Here is a 14,360-nt window from a genome sequence, read left to right on the forward strand (position 1 = left end):
GCGGTTTGAGGCGTTCCTGCCAGCCCGGCAACGCGGTCTGGCAGGAAAAACGCGACAGGTCAGTAAAGTGAAGGCTCGCCTTCCGGGCGAGTTTTAAAACGGCGGTGCAGCCACATATACTGCTCGGGGGCCATCAGCACGCCGTGCTCCACAATCTTGTTCATCCGTGCGGCGGTGGCGCTTTCATTTTCCAGGGGGATATCCAGTTCTTCCGGCAGGATCACCATCTCATAACCTTTCCCGGACGGCAGACGGCGAGGTACGAAAGGAATGACCGCCGGATTACCGCTGCGGATTAACAGATAGCTGCCTTTCGTTGAGGCGGCCTGCTCCACGGCAAAAAAGGGAACAAACACGCTGCTTTTTGGGCCGTAATCGTGGTCCGGCGCATACCAGATGATGTCGCCATTTTTCAGCGCGCGAATCATTCCCTTAAGATCTTTGCGGTCCAGCATGCTCTTGTTTGAACGCATACGTCCCCAGGTTTGCAGCCAGTCCAGCAGCGCGTTGTCATTCGGGCGATAAACGCCAATACCGGGGTTATGGATACCGAAAATGCGCGCGCCCAGCTCCAGCGTCAGGAAATGCATGCCGATCAGCAGCACCCCTTTTTTGTCGGTTGCGGCTTTGGCGATGTGTTCAAGCCCGCTGACCTGAAACCAGCGGCTTACCCGCCAGTCCGGCCAGAACCAGGCCATGCCGGTCTCTATCAGCCCCATTCCCAGTGACTCAAAATTACGGACTACCATCGCTTCACGTTCAGCTACGGGCATCTCCGGAAAGCAAAGTTCAAGATTACGTCTGGCGACGCTAACGCGGCGTTTAAGAAAGCGCATTGAAAGTCGCCCAAGACCGCAGCCGATATAATAGAGCACCGGGTAGGGTAACAGGACCAGAAGATAAAGCAGGGCAATACCCAACCAGGTAAACCAATAACGAGGATGCAGCAATGCGCGGCTAAATTGGGGCAGCTGAGTCATGAGTTTCCAGATCGTAAAGGGGGAAATGTTATCCTGTCCATAGGGGTTTATTTATGGCCTATTGTGCCATTTATTGTATATCCTGCGAAATAACGCGCCGTTTGAGTGATTTTTATTCGAAAAACCAGTCACTAATCCCGTTAATGATAGTTAATATTTTCCAGTAATCTCACTCCCAATGCCTGAGTTACATGGCTCCCCACAGGCCGAAAATGGCTGACACCATTCCCGCCTGAATGAGATCATAGCATGTGTCTGCGGTTTTTTCCTGGCACTGAACTTTACGTGATGGACTTTTATCCGACTGAATAGACTTGGAAAGTCGATGAGGTATCGGGAACCTGGGAGCTGTACAGGGACAACAGCGGGCAGTGCAATTCGCTGTAATTCAGGTATGATAGCGCCGCAAAAATTTCTCTCATTCAGAATTCAGGAACGAACACCATGCCAGTGTTACATAACCTTGTTTCCAATGAAGAGCTGAAGGCACGCATGCTGGCTGAAACCGAGCCGCGTACCACAGTATCTTTCTATAAGTATTTCAACATTGACGACCCAAAAGCCTTCCGTGACGCGCTTTATGTTGCGCTGACCAAACTGAAGGTTTTTGGCCGTGTTTATGTCGCCGCTGAAGGCATCAACGCTCAGATCAGCGTTCCGGCCAGCCAGTACGAAACTATGAAATCCACGCTGTATGCGTTCCATGCACAGTTGAATAATCTGCGCATGAACATTGCACTGGATGACGACGGTAAATCCTTCTGGGTGCTGCGCCTTAAAGTTCGCGAGCGCATCGTTGCCGATGGTATTACCGATGATACTTTTGACGCCAGCGACGTGGGCGCCTATCTGAAAGCGGCGGAAGTGAATGCCATGCTTGACGATCCGGAAGCCGTTTTCGTTGATATGCGTAACCATTATGAATACGAAGTGGGTCACTTCGACAACGCGATGGAAATCCCGGCGGATACCTTCCGCGATCAGCTGCCGATGGCCGTGGATATGCTGCAGCAGGACAAAGACAAAAAAATCGTGATGTACTGCACGGGCGGAATTCGCTGTGAAAAGGCCAGTGCGTGGATGCGCCACAACGGCTTTGAGAACGTTTATCACATTGAAGGCGGTATCATTGAGTACGCGCGTCGTGCCCGTGAGCAGGGGCTACCGGTTCGTTTTAAGGGCAAAAACTTTGTCTTTGACGAGCGTATGGGGGAGCGTATCTCAGATGATGTGATTGCCAACTGCCACCAGTGCGGCGCACCGTGCGATACGCACGTGAACTGCCTGAACGACGGATGTCATCTGCTGTTTATCCAGTGCTCGAGCTGCGCAGAGAAATTTAATCACTGCTGTAGCCCGATTTGCATGGAAGAGCTGGCGCTGTCGCCTGAAGAGCAGCGTTCCCGCCGTGCCGGCCGTGAGAATGGCAACAAAATCTTTAATAAATCGCGTGGTCTGCTCAGTACTACGATGCATATTCCTGAAGAGTAATATTCAGTGAAACACCACCTTCCCCGGCGGGGAAGGTGGCGATCTCCGTGCTTACTGACGCACGCCCTCAACGGAAATAATCAACTCAACTTCCTGCGAAGCCGGGCCTAAATCGGATTTGATATTAAAATCTTTCAGCGCAAATTTGCCGGTTGCCTCAAAGCCTGCTCGCTCGCCGCCCCACGGATCTTTACCTTCTCCAGTCAGCTTCGCTTCAAGCTTCACCGGCTTAGTCACGCCGTTCAGCGTCAGATTACCGTCCACGTTCAGGGCATCGCCGTTTTTCGTTACGCCGGTTGAGGTGAAGGTCGCCTGCGGGAATTTACTGGCATTAAGGAAATCGGCACTGCGCAGGTGTTTATCGCGCTCGGCATGGTTGGTATCGACGCTGCCGGTATTGATCGTTACGTTGACTTTATCTTTGGACGGATCGGCCTGATCGTAGGTGAATCCCCCATCGAAATCTTTAAAGCTGCCGTACAGCCAGCTGTAGCCAAGGTGCTTAATGCGGAACTGAACGAAGGCGTGCTGGCCTTCTTTATCAATTTTATAATCAGCCGCTGCGGCAGTACCGGCGGTCATCAGCAGTGCGGCGGTGGTTAATCCCAGAATAGTATTCTTCAACACGAGACTTCTCCTTTTCCAAAGGTTAATCGATGCGGGAACCCAGCATCCGTTTCAACGTAATATCTTTATCAATAAAGTGGTGCTTAAGTGCGGCAAACCCGTGAAGCCCTGACAGGATAACCACCCCCCAGGCCAGCCAAAGATGGATATCTCCGGCCAGGTCCGCCTGTTCACCGAGGTCGGAAAACGCAGCAGGGACGGGAACCACGCCGAAGACGTTAATCGGTTTTCCTTCAGCGGTAGAGATCAGATAGCCGCTAAACAAAATAGCAAACAGCACACCATACAGAAGGAGGTGCGCTGCGATCGCGCTATAGCGGGTGAGAGGCGAGTAGCTGCTGAGTGGTTTTGGCGGTGGGGAGATAAAACGCCACGCCACGCGGACCAGCATTACGGCGAACAGCACCATACCGATACTTTTATGCAGCTCAGGTGCTTTGTGATACCAGGTATCGTAATAGCCGAGCGTCACCATCCAGAGTCCGAGGGCGAACATACCATAGACAGCGATGGCCACCAGCCAGTGCAGACTGATGCTCAAAGAGCCATAACGGGTAACGCTATTTTTCCACTGCATAATTCACCGGTTGTCATTTTTTTGTTAAGACTGGCCAGGTGAAAGGTTAAAATCAATAGCTATTTTCATATAATGACGAAATAAATAATTATGTGAAAATATTTGAATGTTAATTGCAAAATACACTCAATAAACCAGATTATTTTTCTGGGTAAGCGATGTGTGAATGGCTTTATGGTAGGGTGTTGGGCAGTTTCGCATAAAAAAAACACATTCTATTTTTTTGTTTGTTTTATCTATTAATGTCAATTTAATGTCATTTTTTGTCAATCCATGCCGATAAAAATACATTAGGAATGCTAATTTTTTTCTCTTATGGATTATTTCGCCAGTGAAAAAAACCAGGAAGTGATATTTCGATATTTGTTAGTCACACTAACTTTATGTGATTTGGCTTAAAATGCGGTTAATTTGAAAGATATCGGAATTTTGTATACATTAAAGATACGTAAGCAAGGGTGCCAGGGGGTATTCGTTGCTTATCGTCATCTCACATTTCGCTGCGTTATAGCTTTCTTCCCCTTTATGTATTCCTGCTCGATCTGGCGACGAAAGCTATAAGGCTGCTCAATCTACTGCGTGACAGGGAGCGCTATGAGCAACTTATCCGATCACAATGCATCGCAAAAAAAACATTTCTGGCAAAAAAAATCAGCTAAAAAAGAGCTGAGTGTTGACGACATTACCATCGTCGATAAAGACATGCTTAAGCGCGCCGTGGGTGCGGCTGCACTAGGTAATGCCATGGAGTGGTTTGATTTTGGCGTCTATAGCTATCTTGCCGTAACCATAGGTAAGGTCTTCTTCCCCGGCGGTAGCCCTGCCGCTCAGCTGTTAGCCACATTTGGCGCGTTTGCTGCGGCATTTCTGGTTCGGCCTCTGGGAGGCTTAGTGTTCGGCCCGTTGGGCGATCGCATTGGCCGCCAGAAAGTACTGGCACTGACTATGATTTTGATGTCGATTGGCACATTCTGTATCGGCCTGATCCCCGGGTATGCCTCAATCGGCATCTATGCTCCGGTGCTGCTGCTGCTGGCACGTTTGCTGCAGGGCTTCTCTACCGGTGGCGAGTACGGCGGTGCGGCTACTTTTATCGCGGAATATTCTACCGATGAGCGCCGTGGATTTATGGGCAGCTGGCTGGAGTTCGGTACGCTCGGCGGTTATCTGCTGGGAGCTGGGTTGGTAACCTGCCTGACAGCGGCGATGCCTGAGCAGGCAATGCTCGACTGGGGCTGGCGCATCCCGTTCTTTATCGCGGCGCCGCTGGGACTGTTTGGCCTCTATATCCGACTAAAGCTGGAAGAGACTCCGGCGTTTCAGAAGCATATGGAAAAACAGGAGCAGCTTGAACATAGCAAACCGCAGATGGGGCTGTGGGCGATGTTGAAGACTTATAGAGCGCAGATGCTGAAGTGTATTGGCCTGGTGCTGCTGTTTAACGTCTCAAACTATATGCTGACCTCATATATGCCGAGCTATCTGACCGGCATACTCGGTCTGAGCGAGTTAAGCAGCCTGCTGCTTATTCTGGTGGTGATGTTTGTCATGATGCCGCTGACGCTATTCTGGGGGCACTGGAACGATCGCCTAGGTCGTCGTCCGGTTATCTGGGGCGGTGCGGTTGGCCTGATCCTGTTGGCGATCCCCTGCATGATGTTAATAGGCACGGGGAATATGCTGCTGGTCTTCCTCGGATTGATTATTCTCGGTGCGCTGCATACCTGCTTCAGCGGTTCAATGCCGGCCACGCTACCTGCACTCTTTGCCACCGATATTCGCTACAGTGCGCTGGCGATTGGTTTTAACCTCTCGGTTTCGCTGTTCGGCGGTACCACTCCGCTGGTCACCACCTGGCTGGTGGAGAAAACCGGTAATCTGCTAATGCCGGCATACTACCTGATGGGAGCCGGTGCGATTGGTGTGATTACCGTCTTCACCCTGCGCGAAACGGCACGTAAGCCGCTGCGCGGTTCTGCCCCTTCGGTTGGCAGCCGTGCCGAGGCGCATCGTCTGGTCAATAAGCTGCGCCTGCGTAGTCAGAAAGCGCTGGCGAGCGAAATCAAGAAGTAATGTTCAGCAGAAACTATGCAAATAAAAACGGCTCAGAATTGAGCCGTTTTTTTTAGGAAAAACGGGTAAGGCTGAACGGCGTTAAATCAAACTCGCTGCTTTTACCGGCGGCAAACTGTGCGGCAATCTCGCCCAGCACGCTGACGAACTTAAAGCCGTGCCCGCTCAGGCCGGTGATAATCATCCTGTCAGGGTGAGCGGAGAAGGTATCAATGATGAAATCCTCATCCGGCGAGTTGTCATAGGTACAGGACTCTCCGCGCAGGCAAACGCCAACGCCCGGCAGGAACTGGCGTAAAAAGCCAAACAGTTCGCTGCCGTCTTCCGCGACGCTGCCAAAGGGTTTGCGCTGTTCAGGAGTATCAATCGGCTGTCCACCTTCGTGTTTGCCAATTTTGATGGCATTGTTGTCTGCCGGGAAGCCGTAATAGTGAATGCCGTCCGGCATTTCGGCGGTAAACGCCGGGAACTTGTTGTTCTCACTGTACCGGCCATCTGCCTGGTGCCAGGCAAACACTTTACGTACCGGGGTCACTGGCAGAGAAGGATAGAGCGTTTTGACCCAGGTTCCCGCGCTCAACAGCAGCTTACGCGCCTGATAGACGCCTTCAGGCGTCGTCACCGTCTGCAAGCCATCCTGCTCATCGATCGCGCTGACTTCACAGTTAAATAGCTGGGCGCAGCCCGCTTCTTTTGCCAGACGGATATAGTTTTTAATGGCGAGTTCGGATTTCAGATAGCCGGAACGCGGCTCAAATACGCCAATATAGCCCTCAGGCACGCTGATCTGCGGCCAGCGGGAGCTTATTTCTTCACCCCGCAGGACCTGCACTTCAAGGTTAAACTCGTGTGCGCTGCTTATCACGTTCTGGATGAATTCGGCGTTTTCCGGACCAAGATTCAGCACGCCGCTGCGATGCATAATCTGTTCGCCACACTCTTTCTCCAGTGCGTCCCACAGCTGCTGGGCGTGAAGCACCATCGGCACATAGCGAGCGCCTTCGCCATAGGCATGGCGAATCAGACGGGTTTCTCCATGGTGGCTTCCTGCCGTGTGGGGGGGATGGGCACGGTCAATCATTAGCACTTTCAGTCCGGCACGTGTTGCATACCACCCGGCGGCGGCCCCAACGGAACCACTGCCCACCACAATTAAATCGTAAACCATTTTTACCCGGCCTCTGGTTGGAACACTATTCCGTGCAGAATAACAAATTATTGCGGGCATGAAAAAGGCACCCAATGGGGTGCCTGTCGATGTGGAACAGATTGAAGATCAGTGTTTCTTGTAATCGCGGTCCTGGTAATCGGTCGCTTCGATCTTGGCAATGCCAGCTTCAAGGATGGAAATAAACTGGCGAGCGACATCTGTGGTCAGCCAATAGGTCTGGCCGACTTCTGCTTCATCACTGTGTTGCTCGTTGGAGGACAGGGAATGCAGACGAATCATCATTGCATCGTAGCTGTCTACTGTACTGATATCCCACCCGATGAGGGGATGTGTCTGGATGACATCTTTGTTATTTCTGTCCATTATAACCCCCTTTTTACTCGTGTTAATGATGACAACGAAGTTATTTATCGAGGTTCAATGCGGCTTCTTTATTACAGCTTTGTAATTATAACAGCACTTTTAGTATGACAGAATTATATTTTTTACCGGTAAACAGCAGAGCGTGATTTGAGCGTTAATTGTACAGGCGTGGGTGAAAAATAGTCACTCCGGTTATTAAACCAGAATTTTCTCACTCGTGGGTGTCCGGTGGTGTCGCAGAAAAACCGAGCCGTTTTTCGATATCATCGGCAAAGCTGATAAAGTGCTTTTGCAGCTGCTCGTCGCGATTCTGATTTTGCCCTTCCAGCCGTAGACTGTGTATTAACAGCTGGTTAGCCTTGTCATCCAGACAGAAAGTCAGCCAGGAGAAGGCGTTTTCCAACACGGTAAGGCGGCGCTGCTGCTCGCCTATCACTTCCAGAAGCTCACCAAAAGTCATTGCCTGTTCAGGATGGTCATGGGGCATGAGCGACACCTCGGTAATAAACAACGGCGGTATGAGTGATTCAGAGTAGGGGATAATTTGAAAGTCGTCTATCCCCTGGATGGCTACGATCGCGCGGAAAGGCAATATTAAAGGGCAAGGCTTAGTCGGTAATAAACCAGTCGTCGGCGCTTTCCCAGGTTTCCTGTAAAATTTCGCTAATGAGATCTTTAGCTTCTTTACCGCCGCCCATCACCGTCAGGTTATTGGCACCGGCGTAGCGCACCGAAATAGTATTGGTGCCGTCTGGAAACTGTTTATCAATTCTTTTGCTGAGTTCCTGCGTCAGCGCTTCAATCGCGCCAGCAGGCAGTGAGGTGGTTTTTGCTACAGTGACTTCTACACGCATGAGAGCCTCCGGTTTATTTACTGTGAATATATACAGTAATTCAACCGAAGGCAATCATCAGATCGGCAAAAAATGCTTACGACTTAACGCGCCAGTTCAGGGTTTCACCGGCAAGGAACGGAATGACGGTGTGGCCATCGTTACCCACGGCAACGCTTTCGGCCACGGTCCACGGCTGGCGCTCCAGCGTGATGGTGCCCTCGTTCAGCGGCAGGCCGTAGAAGTTCGGGCCATTTTCAGAGCAAAATGCCTCGAAGTGATCCAGCGCGCCAATTTCTTCAAACACGGTCGCGTAGGCCGACAGCATGGATGGCGCATTGAATACCCCTGCACAGCCGCAGCTGGCTTCTTTGCGATCGCGGGTGTGCGGAGCGGTATCGGTACCGAGGAAGAAACGACGGTTGCCGCTGGCGACCGCATCACGCAGAGCCTGCTGGTGAATATTGCGCTTCAGAATCGGCAGGCAGTAAAGGTGTGGGCGAACGCCACCGACCAGCATGTGATTGCGGTTAAACATCAGATGTTGCGGGGTAATAGTGGCACCAAGGAACTCGTTGCCTTCCAGGACATAAGCGGCAGCTTCTTTGGTGGTGATATGTTCACACACGACTTTCAGCTCGGGGAACTGCTTGCGCAGCGGTTGCAGCACGGTTTCGATAAAGCGCGCTTCGCGGTCGAAGATATCAATATGGGCATCGGTCACTTCACCGTGGATCAGCAGCGGCATGCCGATTTTTTGCATCCGCTCCAGCACGGTCGCAATGGTGGCGATGCTGGTCACGCCGTGCGCCGAGTTGGTGGTGGCATGCGCAGGATAAAGTTTCGCGGCGGTAAATACGCCCTCGCGGAAACCTTTTTCAATTTCATCAGGATCGAGGCCATCGGTGAGATAGCACGTCATCAGCGGGGTAAATGCGTGCCCGGCAGGAACCGCAGCCAGAATACGCTCACGGTAGGCACGGGCGGCGTCGACGCTGGTCACCGGCGGCACCAGGTTTGGCATCACAATCGCGCGGCCACAGACCTCACTGGTAAAGGGCACTACCGCTTCCAGCATATCTCCATCGCGCAGATGGATGTGCCAGTCGTCAGGGCGGCGAATAATTAACTGCTGAGGTTGTGCGGTCATGCGATGTGCTCCGGCAAAAGAGAAAGGTAATGGCAGGTTTTGGCCGGGTACTAAGGATAGGGATAAAGCGAAGGGAATGCACCAGGTTTATGACGGATAAGTGAAAAACGGTACGGAAAAGCTCCGTACCGTCATGGCATCAGTCAGTGAACGGGATCACCAGCTCGCCAGGCTTCACTTCCAGCCCTTTGGCAAAGCGTTTGGCCAGCGATTCCGCTTTACTGCGGTCGGTACTTAACACATACGCCGGTTTCTGATTGAAGTAGTTTTTCAGCGATTCATTAAGATAAGGCGTGAGTGTTTTTAGCACACCCTGCATTTTTTCCGGCTGCACCTCAACGTCAACCAGCTCCATATCCTTCAGATAGATGGCACCCGCAGCGGCATCAAAGGTAGGCTGCGCTTTCATTTTCAGCTTCATATCCGCCTGCTGTGGGCCGAAAAGCGAGCTGATGTTGACTTTGGCATTTCCCGTCAGTGTGACTTTATTGGGTTCTTCACGACCAATCTGACTGTTCAGATCGTTGAGAACAATATGCGCATCAACCAGGCCAGGAACGCCGATCTGTTTTTCATAGTTATTATGCTTAACGAGCGCCTGATTAATTTCCTGCTCGCTGATACTGTACTGTGCAATCTGATTACAACCGGTGAGCAAGCCTGCTAACAGCAGGGCACACAGACCAAAATAACGTTTCTTCATAATTATCCTCTGTTATTACACCGGCAGTTTCCAATCCGGCCAGAGGGATAGCATGCACCACGTGGCCTGATTCGTCACCAGGACAAAGCCGATTACCCTCAGGGAAAATCACAACTGAATATGTCGGGCTATTCGAAAATACTCCGTGAACCCTGTTCTTATTCGTCTGTATTTTTCATGTTTGTTTCACACATTTTTTGTTGTCAGTATTTTCCCGGGATTCTGATGGCAGGTATAGTGGCAGACAGCGAGGCCAGCACCTTAAGATGCAACCGGCCTGATAAGTGAGAATATTGACCCGGCCACGGATTTCAGGAGAAAAGATGTTTGGCTATCGTACCGCTGCGCCGAAAGTGCGCCTGACTACTGACCGGCTGGTCGTACGGCTGGTCCATGAGCGTGATGCCTGGCGCCTGGCTGATTACTATTCTGAGAACCGGGCTTTCCTTAAACCGTGGGAGCCGGTTCGGGATGACAGCCATTGTTACCCCTCCGGCTGGCAGGCGCGGCTGGGACTCATCGCGGAAATGCAAAAGCAGGGCAGCGCCTTCTATTTCGCGGTGATGGACCCGGATGAAAATGAAATCCGCGGCGTGGCTAATTTTAGCAATGTACTGCGCGGATCGTTTCACGCCTGTTATCTCGGTTATTCTCTGGGTGAAAAGTGGCAGGGGCAGGGAATGATGTTCGAAGCGCTGCAGACCGCTATTCGCTACATGCAGCGTCAGCAGCGTATGCACCGTATTATGGCGAACTATATGCCGCACAATCAGCGTAGCGGCGATTTACTGGCGCGCCTCGGCTTTGAAAAAGAAGGCTATGCCAAAGACTATCTGTTAATTGACGGACGCTGGCAGGATCATGTCCTGACGGCGTTGACCTGGCACGAATGGCTGCCTGAACGGCGTGGAGCGTAACGTTATCATGATTAAAAGCCCTTTCAGCGCGATTGAAGCGCGAGTTGTTGGCTGCCTGCTGGAGAAGCAGGTCACTACCCCCGACCAGTATCCGATGTCGTTAAACGGCGTGGTTACCGCCTGCAATCAGAAATCTAACCGTGAACCGGTAATGACGCTCAGCGACAGCGAAGTGCAAAACACCCTCGATCTGCTGGTTAAAAAACATCAGCTCACGGCCATCAGTGGTTTTGGCAGCCGGGTGGTGAAATATGAGCAGCGTTTCTGTAACTCTGAGTTTGGTCAGCTTAAATTCAGCTCGGCGGAAGTGGCGCTGATTACCACGTTACTGCTGCGCGGGGCGCAGACGCCCGGTGAGCTGCGCACTCGCAGTTCGCGGATGCATGAATTTAGCGATATGGCGGAAGTTGAACAGACGCTGGAAGGGCTGAGCAAGCGCGAAAGCGGTGCGCTGGTGGTTCGCCTGGCGCGGGAACCCGGCAAGCGTGAAAGCCGCTATATGCATCTTTTCAGCGGAGAGCCGGATGAGGCCAGCCTGGCAGGTGGCGACAGTGAAGTTGCCGATGAAGGGCTGAGTACGCGCGTGGATCAACTGGAACGGGAAGTGGCACAGCTGAAACAGCAGCTGGCCGCACTGCTTGAAAACCGGGACGGTGAATAAATGGCCGCGCTAAGAGTAGGTATTGTCGGCCTTGGCGGCATTGCGCAGAAAGCCTGGCTACCGGTGGTTACCCGTACTGACGGCTGGACGATTTCAGGCGCGTATTCGCCCAATCAACAAAAGGCGCGGCCGGTCTGCGACGCGTATCGCATTCCGCTGCTGGCTTCCCTTAACGATCTGGCCGCGGTCAGCGATGCCGTTTTTGTACACAGCAGTACCGCCAGCCATTTTGGCATTGTTGATATGCTGCTACGTGCCGGGGTGGACGTCTGCGTTGATAAACCGCTGGCGGCCACCTATGACGAAGCAGAACAGCTGGTGGAACTTGCCGTGTCGAGAGGCCGTAAGCTGATGGTGGCCTTTAACCGTCGATTTGCGCCGCGCTACCTGCAGCTGCGCGCTGCACTCTCTCTGCCTGCCTCATTACGCATGGATAAACATCGCAGCGACAGCGTAGGACCGCAGGATGCGCTGTTCACCCTGCTGGATGACTACCTGCACGTGGTGGATACGGCGCTCTGGCTGGGGGGCGGGGATGGCGATCTGCAAAGCGGAGTACTGCAAACCAATCCGCAGGGGCAGCTGCTGTATGCCGAGCATCATTTTCGCGTTGGCAATGTCCAGGTGACCACCAGTATGCATCGCCGCGCCGGTAGCCAGATGGAAACGGTACAGGCGGTGGACGACGGGGCGGTATTCCGCATCGGCGATATGCGCGACTGGCAGCAGGAGAGCGGGGGGCGTATCGTCATCGATCCGGTTCCGGGTTGGCAGAGCACGCTGGAGCAGCGCGGTTTTGCCGGTGCCGCGCATCATTTTATCCGCAGCATTGAAAATCAGACAATGCCGGAGATTAGCGGTGAGCAGGCTCTGGTCGCGCAGCGTTTAGTAGAAAAACTCTGGCGTGACGCGGATCGCGGCTGATTAGCTTAACTCTGCGCGCATCCCGGCAGAGGCGATGGGTTTATAGGGTGTAACAATCGTGAGTGGTTATTTCCTTTCATTTCCGTAGACTATCCCCCACCTTATTCCGGCCAGTCCGATGGCCGGAAAACCCAAATCAGGAAACACATGAACCTGTTGAAATCACTCGCAGCGGTCAGCTCTATGACCCTGTTTTCTCGCGTGCTGGGATTTGCACGCGACGCGATTGTGGCGCGAATCTTTGGCGCAGGCATGGCCACCGACGCCTTTTTTGTGGCGTTCAAATTACCTAACCTGCTGCGCAGGATCTTTGCGGAAGGCGCATTCTCTCAGGCTTTTGTACCGATCCTTGCCGAATATAAAAGCAAGCAGGGTGAAGAAGCTACGCGGATATTTGTGGCCTATGTATCGGGTCTGTTGACCCTGGCGCTGGCGGTTATCACCCTTCTGGGGATGTTTGCCGCGCCCTGGGTTATTCTGATCACGGCACCCGGATTCGCTGATACGGCCGATAAGTTTGCGCTGACTTCATCCCTGTTGCGGGTGACTTTCCCTTACATCCTGCTGATTTCGCTGGCGTCGCTGGCCGGGGCGATCCTCAATACGTGGAACCGCTTCTCAGTGCCCGCCTTTGCACCGACCCTGCTTAACGTCAGTATGATCGGCTTTGCGCTGTTTGCCGCACCGCACTTTAATCCTCCTGTCATGGCGCTGGCCTGGGCGGTGGTTGCGGGTGGTGTGCTGCAGCTGGGTTATCAGCTGCCGCATCTGAAAAAAATCGGCATGCTGGTGCTGCCCCGGCTGAACCTGAAAGATGCCGGCGTCTGGCGGGTAATGCGTCAAATGGGGCCGGCGATCCTCGGTGTTTCAGTCAGCCAGATCTCGTTGATCATCAATACCATTTTCGCCTCTTTCCTCGCCTCCGGTTCGGTTTCCTGGATGTATTACGCCGACCGCCTGATGGAGTTTCCGTCCGGTGTTCTGGGCGTGGCGTTGGGCACTATTCTGCTGCCGTCGCTGGCGAAAAGCTTTGCCAGCGGTAACCAGGACGAATATTCGCGCCTGATGGACTGGGGCCTGCGCCTGTGCTTCCTGCTGGCGTTACCGAGTGCGGTGGCTTTGGGCATTCTGGCTAAACCCCTGACCGTGGCGCTGTTCCAGTACGGCAAATTCACCGCATTCGACGCGGCGATGACCCAGCGCGCGCTGATTGCCTATTCGGTTGGTTTGATGGGGCTAATCGTGGTTAAGGTACTGGCCCCCGGTTTTTACTCGCGTCAGGATATTAAAACCCCGGTAAAAATCGCCATGGTGACGCTGGTAATGACTCAGGTAATGAACCTGGCATTTATTGGCCCGCTGAAGCACGCCGGACTGTCGCTGTCGATTGGCCTTGCAGCCTGCCTTAATGCGGCACTGCTTTACTGGCAGCTCCGCAAGCAGGATATCTTCCAGCCGCAGCCGGGCTGGCGCAGCTTCCTGGTCCGTCTGCTGTTCGCCGTGGTGGCGATGGCCGCTGCGTTACTGGGTGTGCTGTACGTGATGCCTGACTGGGCGACGGGCAATATGCTGTGGCGTCTGATCCGACTGGCGGCGGTTTGTGCGGTGGGTGGGGGAGTATACTTCGCCGTGCTGATGCTGCTGGGCTTCCGGCTGCGAGACTTTGCCCGCCGGACGGTGGCTTAACGTCGTGCGTTGAACGATACGGATTAACGCTGAATAAGAATCGCCTTCGGGCGATTTTTTTTCGCCTGAAAACGGAATTGAAGCGCAGTCTGTTCGATGACTGATTTATTGCTTAATGATTTCAACCTCAGAGAATAGCCTGCCGCTTTTGCTGCATTAATCGATGAAGAGGGCAACTTTAATACCAGTCTGTGACGCTATCGT

The 14,360-nt window shown here is 52.9% G+C and carries 15 protein-coding genes; 6 read left to right on the top strand and 9 right to left on the bottom strand.

Annotated features, from left to right (window positions below; all coding sequences use genetic code 11):
• Window positions 1-59: 59 nt before the first annotated feature.
• Window positions 60-980, bottom strand: a complete 921-nt coding sequence (locus IBT46_RS18395; RefSeq protein WP_200546834.1) for a Kdo(2)-lipid IV(A) acyltransferase — start codon at window positions 978-980, stop codon at window positions 60-62.
• A 444-nt stretch (window positions 981-1,424) separates the two neighbouring features.
• Here IBT46_RS18395 and IBT46_RS18400 point away from each other — a divergent pair, with 444 nt between their 5' ends.
• Window positions 1,425-2,471 carry a rhodanese-related sulfurtransferase gene (locus tag IBT46_RS18400; RefSeq protein WP_200546835.1) on the top strand — a complete coding sequence of 349 codons (1,047 nt, stop codon included), beginning with the start codon at window positions 1,425-1,427 and terminating at the stop codon, window positions 2,469-2,471.
• A gap of 51 nt (window positions 2,472-2,522) precedes the next feature.
• On the opposite strand, the gene IBT46_RS18405 is transcribed toward IBT46_RS18400, so the two are convergent.
• Window positions 2,523-3,095, bottom strand: coding sequence for a YceI family protein (locus IBT46_RS18405; RefSeq protein WP_200546887.1), 573 nt, complete (start codon window positions 3,093-3,095; stop codon window positions 2,523-2,525).
• A 25-nt stretch (window positions 3,096-3,120) separates the two neighbouring features.
• A complete protein-coding gene (locus IBT46_RS18410) occupies window positions 3,121-3,675 on the bottom strand; it encodes a cytochrome b (protein WP_200546836.1) in 555 nt (184 codons plus the stop codon).
• A 594-nt stretch (window positions 3,676-4,269) separates the two neighbouring features.
• Between IBT46_RS18410 and proP the strand changes: the two genes are divergently transcribed.
• The gene (gene proP, locus IBT46_RS18415; RefSeq protein WP_200546837.1) at window positions 4,270-5,748 is read left to right on the top strand and encodes a glycine betaine/L-proline transporter ProP; all 1,479 of its coding nucleotides are present in this window, start codon (window positions 4,270-4,272) and stop codon (window positions 5,746-5,748) included.
• Window positions 5,749-5,800: 52 nt separating this feature from the next.
• Here proP and solA read toward each other — a convergent pair whose 3' ends face one another.
• The 6 genes from solA to IBT46_RS18445 all read right to left on the bottom strand — a co-directional run bounded on the left by solA (window position 5,801) and on the right by IBT46_RS18445 (window position 9,968).
• Window positions 5,801-6,916, bottom strand: a complete 1,116-nt coding sequence (solA, locus tag IBT46_RS18420; RefSeq protein WP_200546838.1) for an N-methyl-L-tryptophan oxidase — start codon at window positions 6,914-6,916, stop codon at window positions 5,801-5,803.
• A gap of 108 nt (window positions 6,917-7,024) precedes the next feature.
• Window positions 7,025-7,282: a biofilm formation regulator BssS gene (bssS, locus tag IBT46_RS18425; protein WP_105592827.1), complete on the bottom strand. Its 258-nt coding sequence runs from the start codon at window positions 7,280-7,282 to the stop codon at window positions 7,025-7,027.
• 211 nt (window positions 7,283-7,493) lie between these two features.
• On the bottom strand, window positions 7,494-7,769 hold the full coding sequence (locus IBT46_RS18430; RefSeq protein WP_105592826.1) for a hypothetical protein: 276 nt from the start codon (window positions 7,767-7,769) through the stop codon (window positions 7,494-7,496).
• Between the two features lie 121 nt (window positions 7,770-7,890).
• A complete protein-coding gene (dinI, locus tag IBT46_RS18435) occupies window positions 7,891-8,136 on the bottom strand; it encodes a DNA damage-inducible protein I (protein WP_105592825.1) in 246 nt (81 codons plus the stop codon).
• Window positions 8,137-8,212: 76 nt separating this feature from the next.
• Window positions 8,213-9,265, bottom strand: coding sequence for a dihydroorotase (gene pyrC, locus IBT46_RS18440; protein WP_200546839.1), 1,053 nt, complete (start codon window positions 9,263-9,265; stop codon window positions 8,213-8,215).
• Between the two features lie 139 nt (window positions 9,266-9,404).
• The gene (locus tag IBT46_RS18445; RefSeq protein ID WP_105592823.1) at window positions 9,405-9,968 is read right to left on the bottom strand and encodes a lipoprotein; all 564 of its coding nucleotides are present in this window, start codon (window positions 9,966-9,968) and stop codon (window positions 9,405-9,407) included.
• A 323-nt stretch (window positions 9,969-10,291) separates the two neighbouring features.
• Here IBT46_RS18445 and rimJ point away from each other — a divergent pair, with 323 nt between their 5' ends.
• The 4 genes from rimJ to murJ all read left to right on the top strand — a co-directional run bounded on the left by rimJ (window position 10,292) and on the right by murJ (window position 14,156).
• Window positions 10,292-10,885 (top strand): ribosomal protein S5-alanine N-acetyltransferase, encoded by a 594-nt coding sequence (rimJ, locus tag IBT46_RS18450; protein ID WP_105592822.1) that lies wholly within the window; start codon window positions 10,292-10,294, stop codon window positions 10,883-10,885.
• A 7-nt stretch (window positions 10,886-10,892) separates the two neighbouring features.
• Entirely contained in the window at window positions 10,893-11,546 is a 654-nt protein-coding gene (locus IBT46_RS18455; protein WP_200546840.1) for a DUF480 domain-containing protein, read from the top strand.
• On the top strand, window positions 11,547-12,470 hold the full coding sequence (locus IBT46_RS18460; RefSeq protein ID WP_200546841.1) for a Gfo/Idh/MocA family protein: 924 nt from the start codon (window positions 11,547-11,549) through the stop codon (window positions 12,468-12,470).
• 147 nt (window positions 12,471-12,617) lie between these two features.
• Window positions 12,618-14,156 (top strand): murein biosynthesis integral membrane protein MurJ, encoded by a 1,539-nt coding sequence (murJ, locus tag IBT46_RS18465; RefSeq protein WP_200546842.1) that lies wholly within the window; start codon window positions 12,618-12,620, stop codon window positions 14,154-14,156.
• Window positions 14,157-14,360: the final 204 nt, after the last annotated feature.

It is taken from the genome of Erwinia sp. S38 (genome assembly GCF_016624545.1).
Lineage (GTDB): Bacteria > Pseudomonadota > Gammaproteobacteria > Enterobacterales > Enterobacteriaceae > Erwinia > Erwinia coffeiphila.

Coding starts and splice junctions, on each gene's coding strand:
- IBT46_RS18395 (WP_200546834.1), bottom strand. CDS start 980: ATGACTCAGCTGCCCCAATTTAGCCGCGCATTGCTGCATCCTCGTTAT.
- IBT46_RS18400 (WP_200546835.1), top strand. CDS start 1,425: ATGCCAGTGTTACATAACCTTGTTTCCAATGAAGAGCTGAAGGCACGC.
- IBT46_RS18410 (WP_200546836.1), bottom strand. CDS start 3,675: ATGCAGTGGAAAAATAGCGTTACCCGTTATGGCTCTTTGAGCATCAGT.
- proP (WP_200546837.1), top strand. CDS start 4,270: ATGAGCAACTTATCCGATCACAATGCATCGCAAAAAAAACATTTCTGG.
- solA (WP_200546838.1), bottom strand. CDS start 6,916: ATGGTTTACGATTTAATTGTGGTGGGCAGTGGTTCCGTTGGGGCCGCC.
- bssS (WP_105592827.1), bottom strand. CDS start 7,282: ATGGACAGAAATAACAAAGATGTCATCCAGACACATCCCCTCATCGGG.
- IBT46_RS18430 (WP_105592826.1), bottom strand. CDS start 7,769: ATGCCCCATGACCATCCTGAACAGGCAATGACTTTTGGTGAGCTTCTG.
- dinI (WP_105592825.1), bottom strand. CDS start 8,136: ATGCGTGTAGAAGTCACTGTAGCAAAAACCACCTCACTGCCTGCTGGC.
- pyrC (WP_200546839.1), bottom strand. CDS start 9,265: ATGACCGCACAACCTCAGCAGTTAATTATTCGCCGCCCTGACGACTGG.
- IBT46_RS18445 (WP_105592823.1), bottom strand. CDS start 9,968: ATGAAGAAACGTTATTTTGGTCTGTGTGCCCTGCTGTTAGCAGGCTTG.
- rimJ (WP_105592822.1), top strand. CDS start 10,292: ATGTTTGGCTATCGTACCGCTGCGCCGAAAGTGCGCCTGACTACTGAC.
- IBT46_RS18455 (WP_200546840.1), top strand. CDS start 10,893: ATGATTAAAAGCCCTTTCAGCGCGATTGAAGCGCGAGTTGTTGGCTGC.
- IBT46_RS18460 (WP_200546841.1), top strand. CDS start 11,547: ATGGCCGCGCTAAGAGTAGGTATTGTCGGCCTTGGCGGCATTGCGCAG.
- murJ (WP_200546842.1), top strand. CDS start 12,618: ATGAACCTGTTGAAATCACTCGCAGCGGTCAGCTCTATGACCCTGTTT.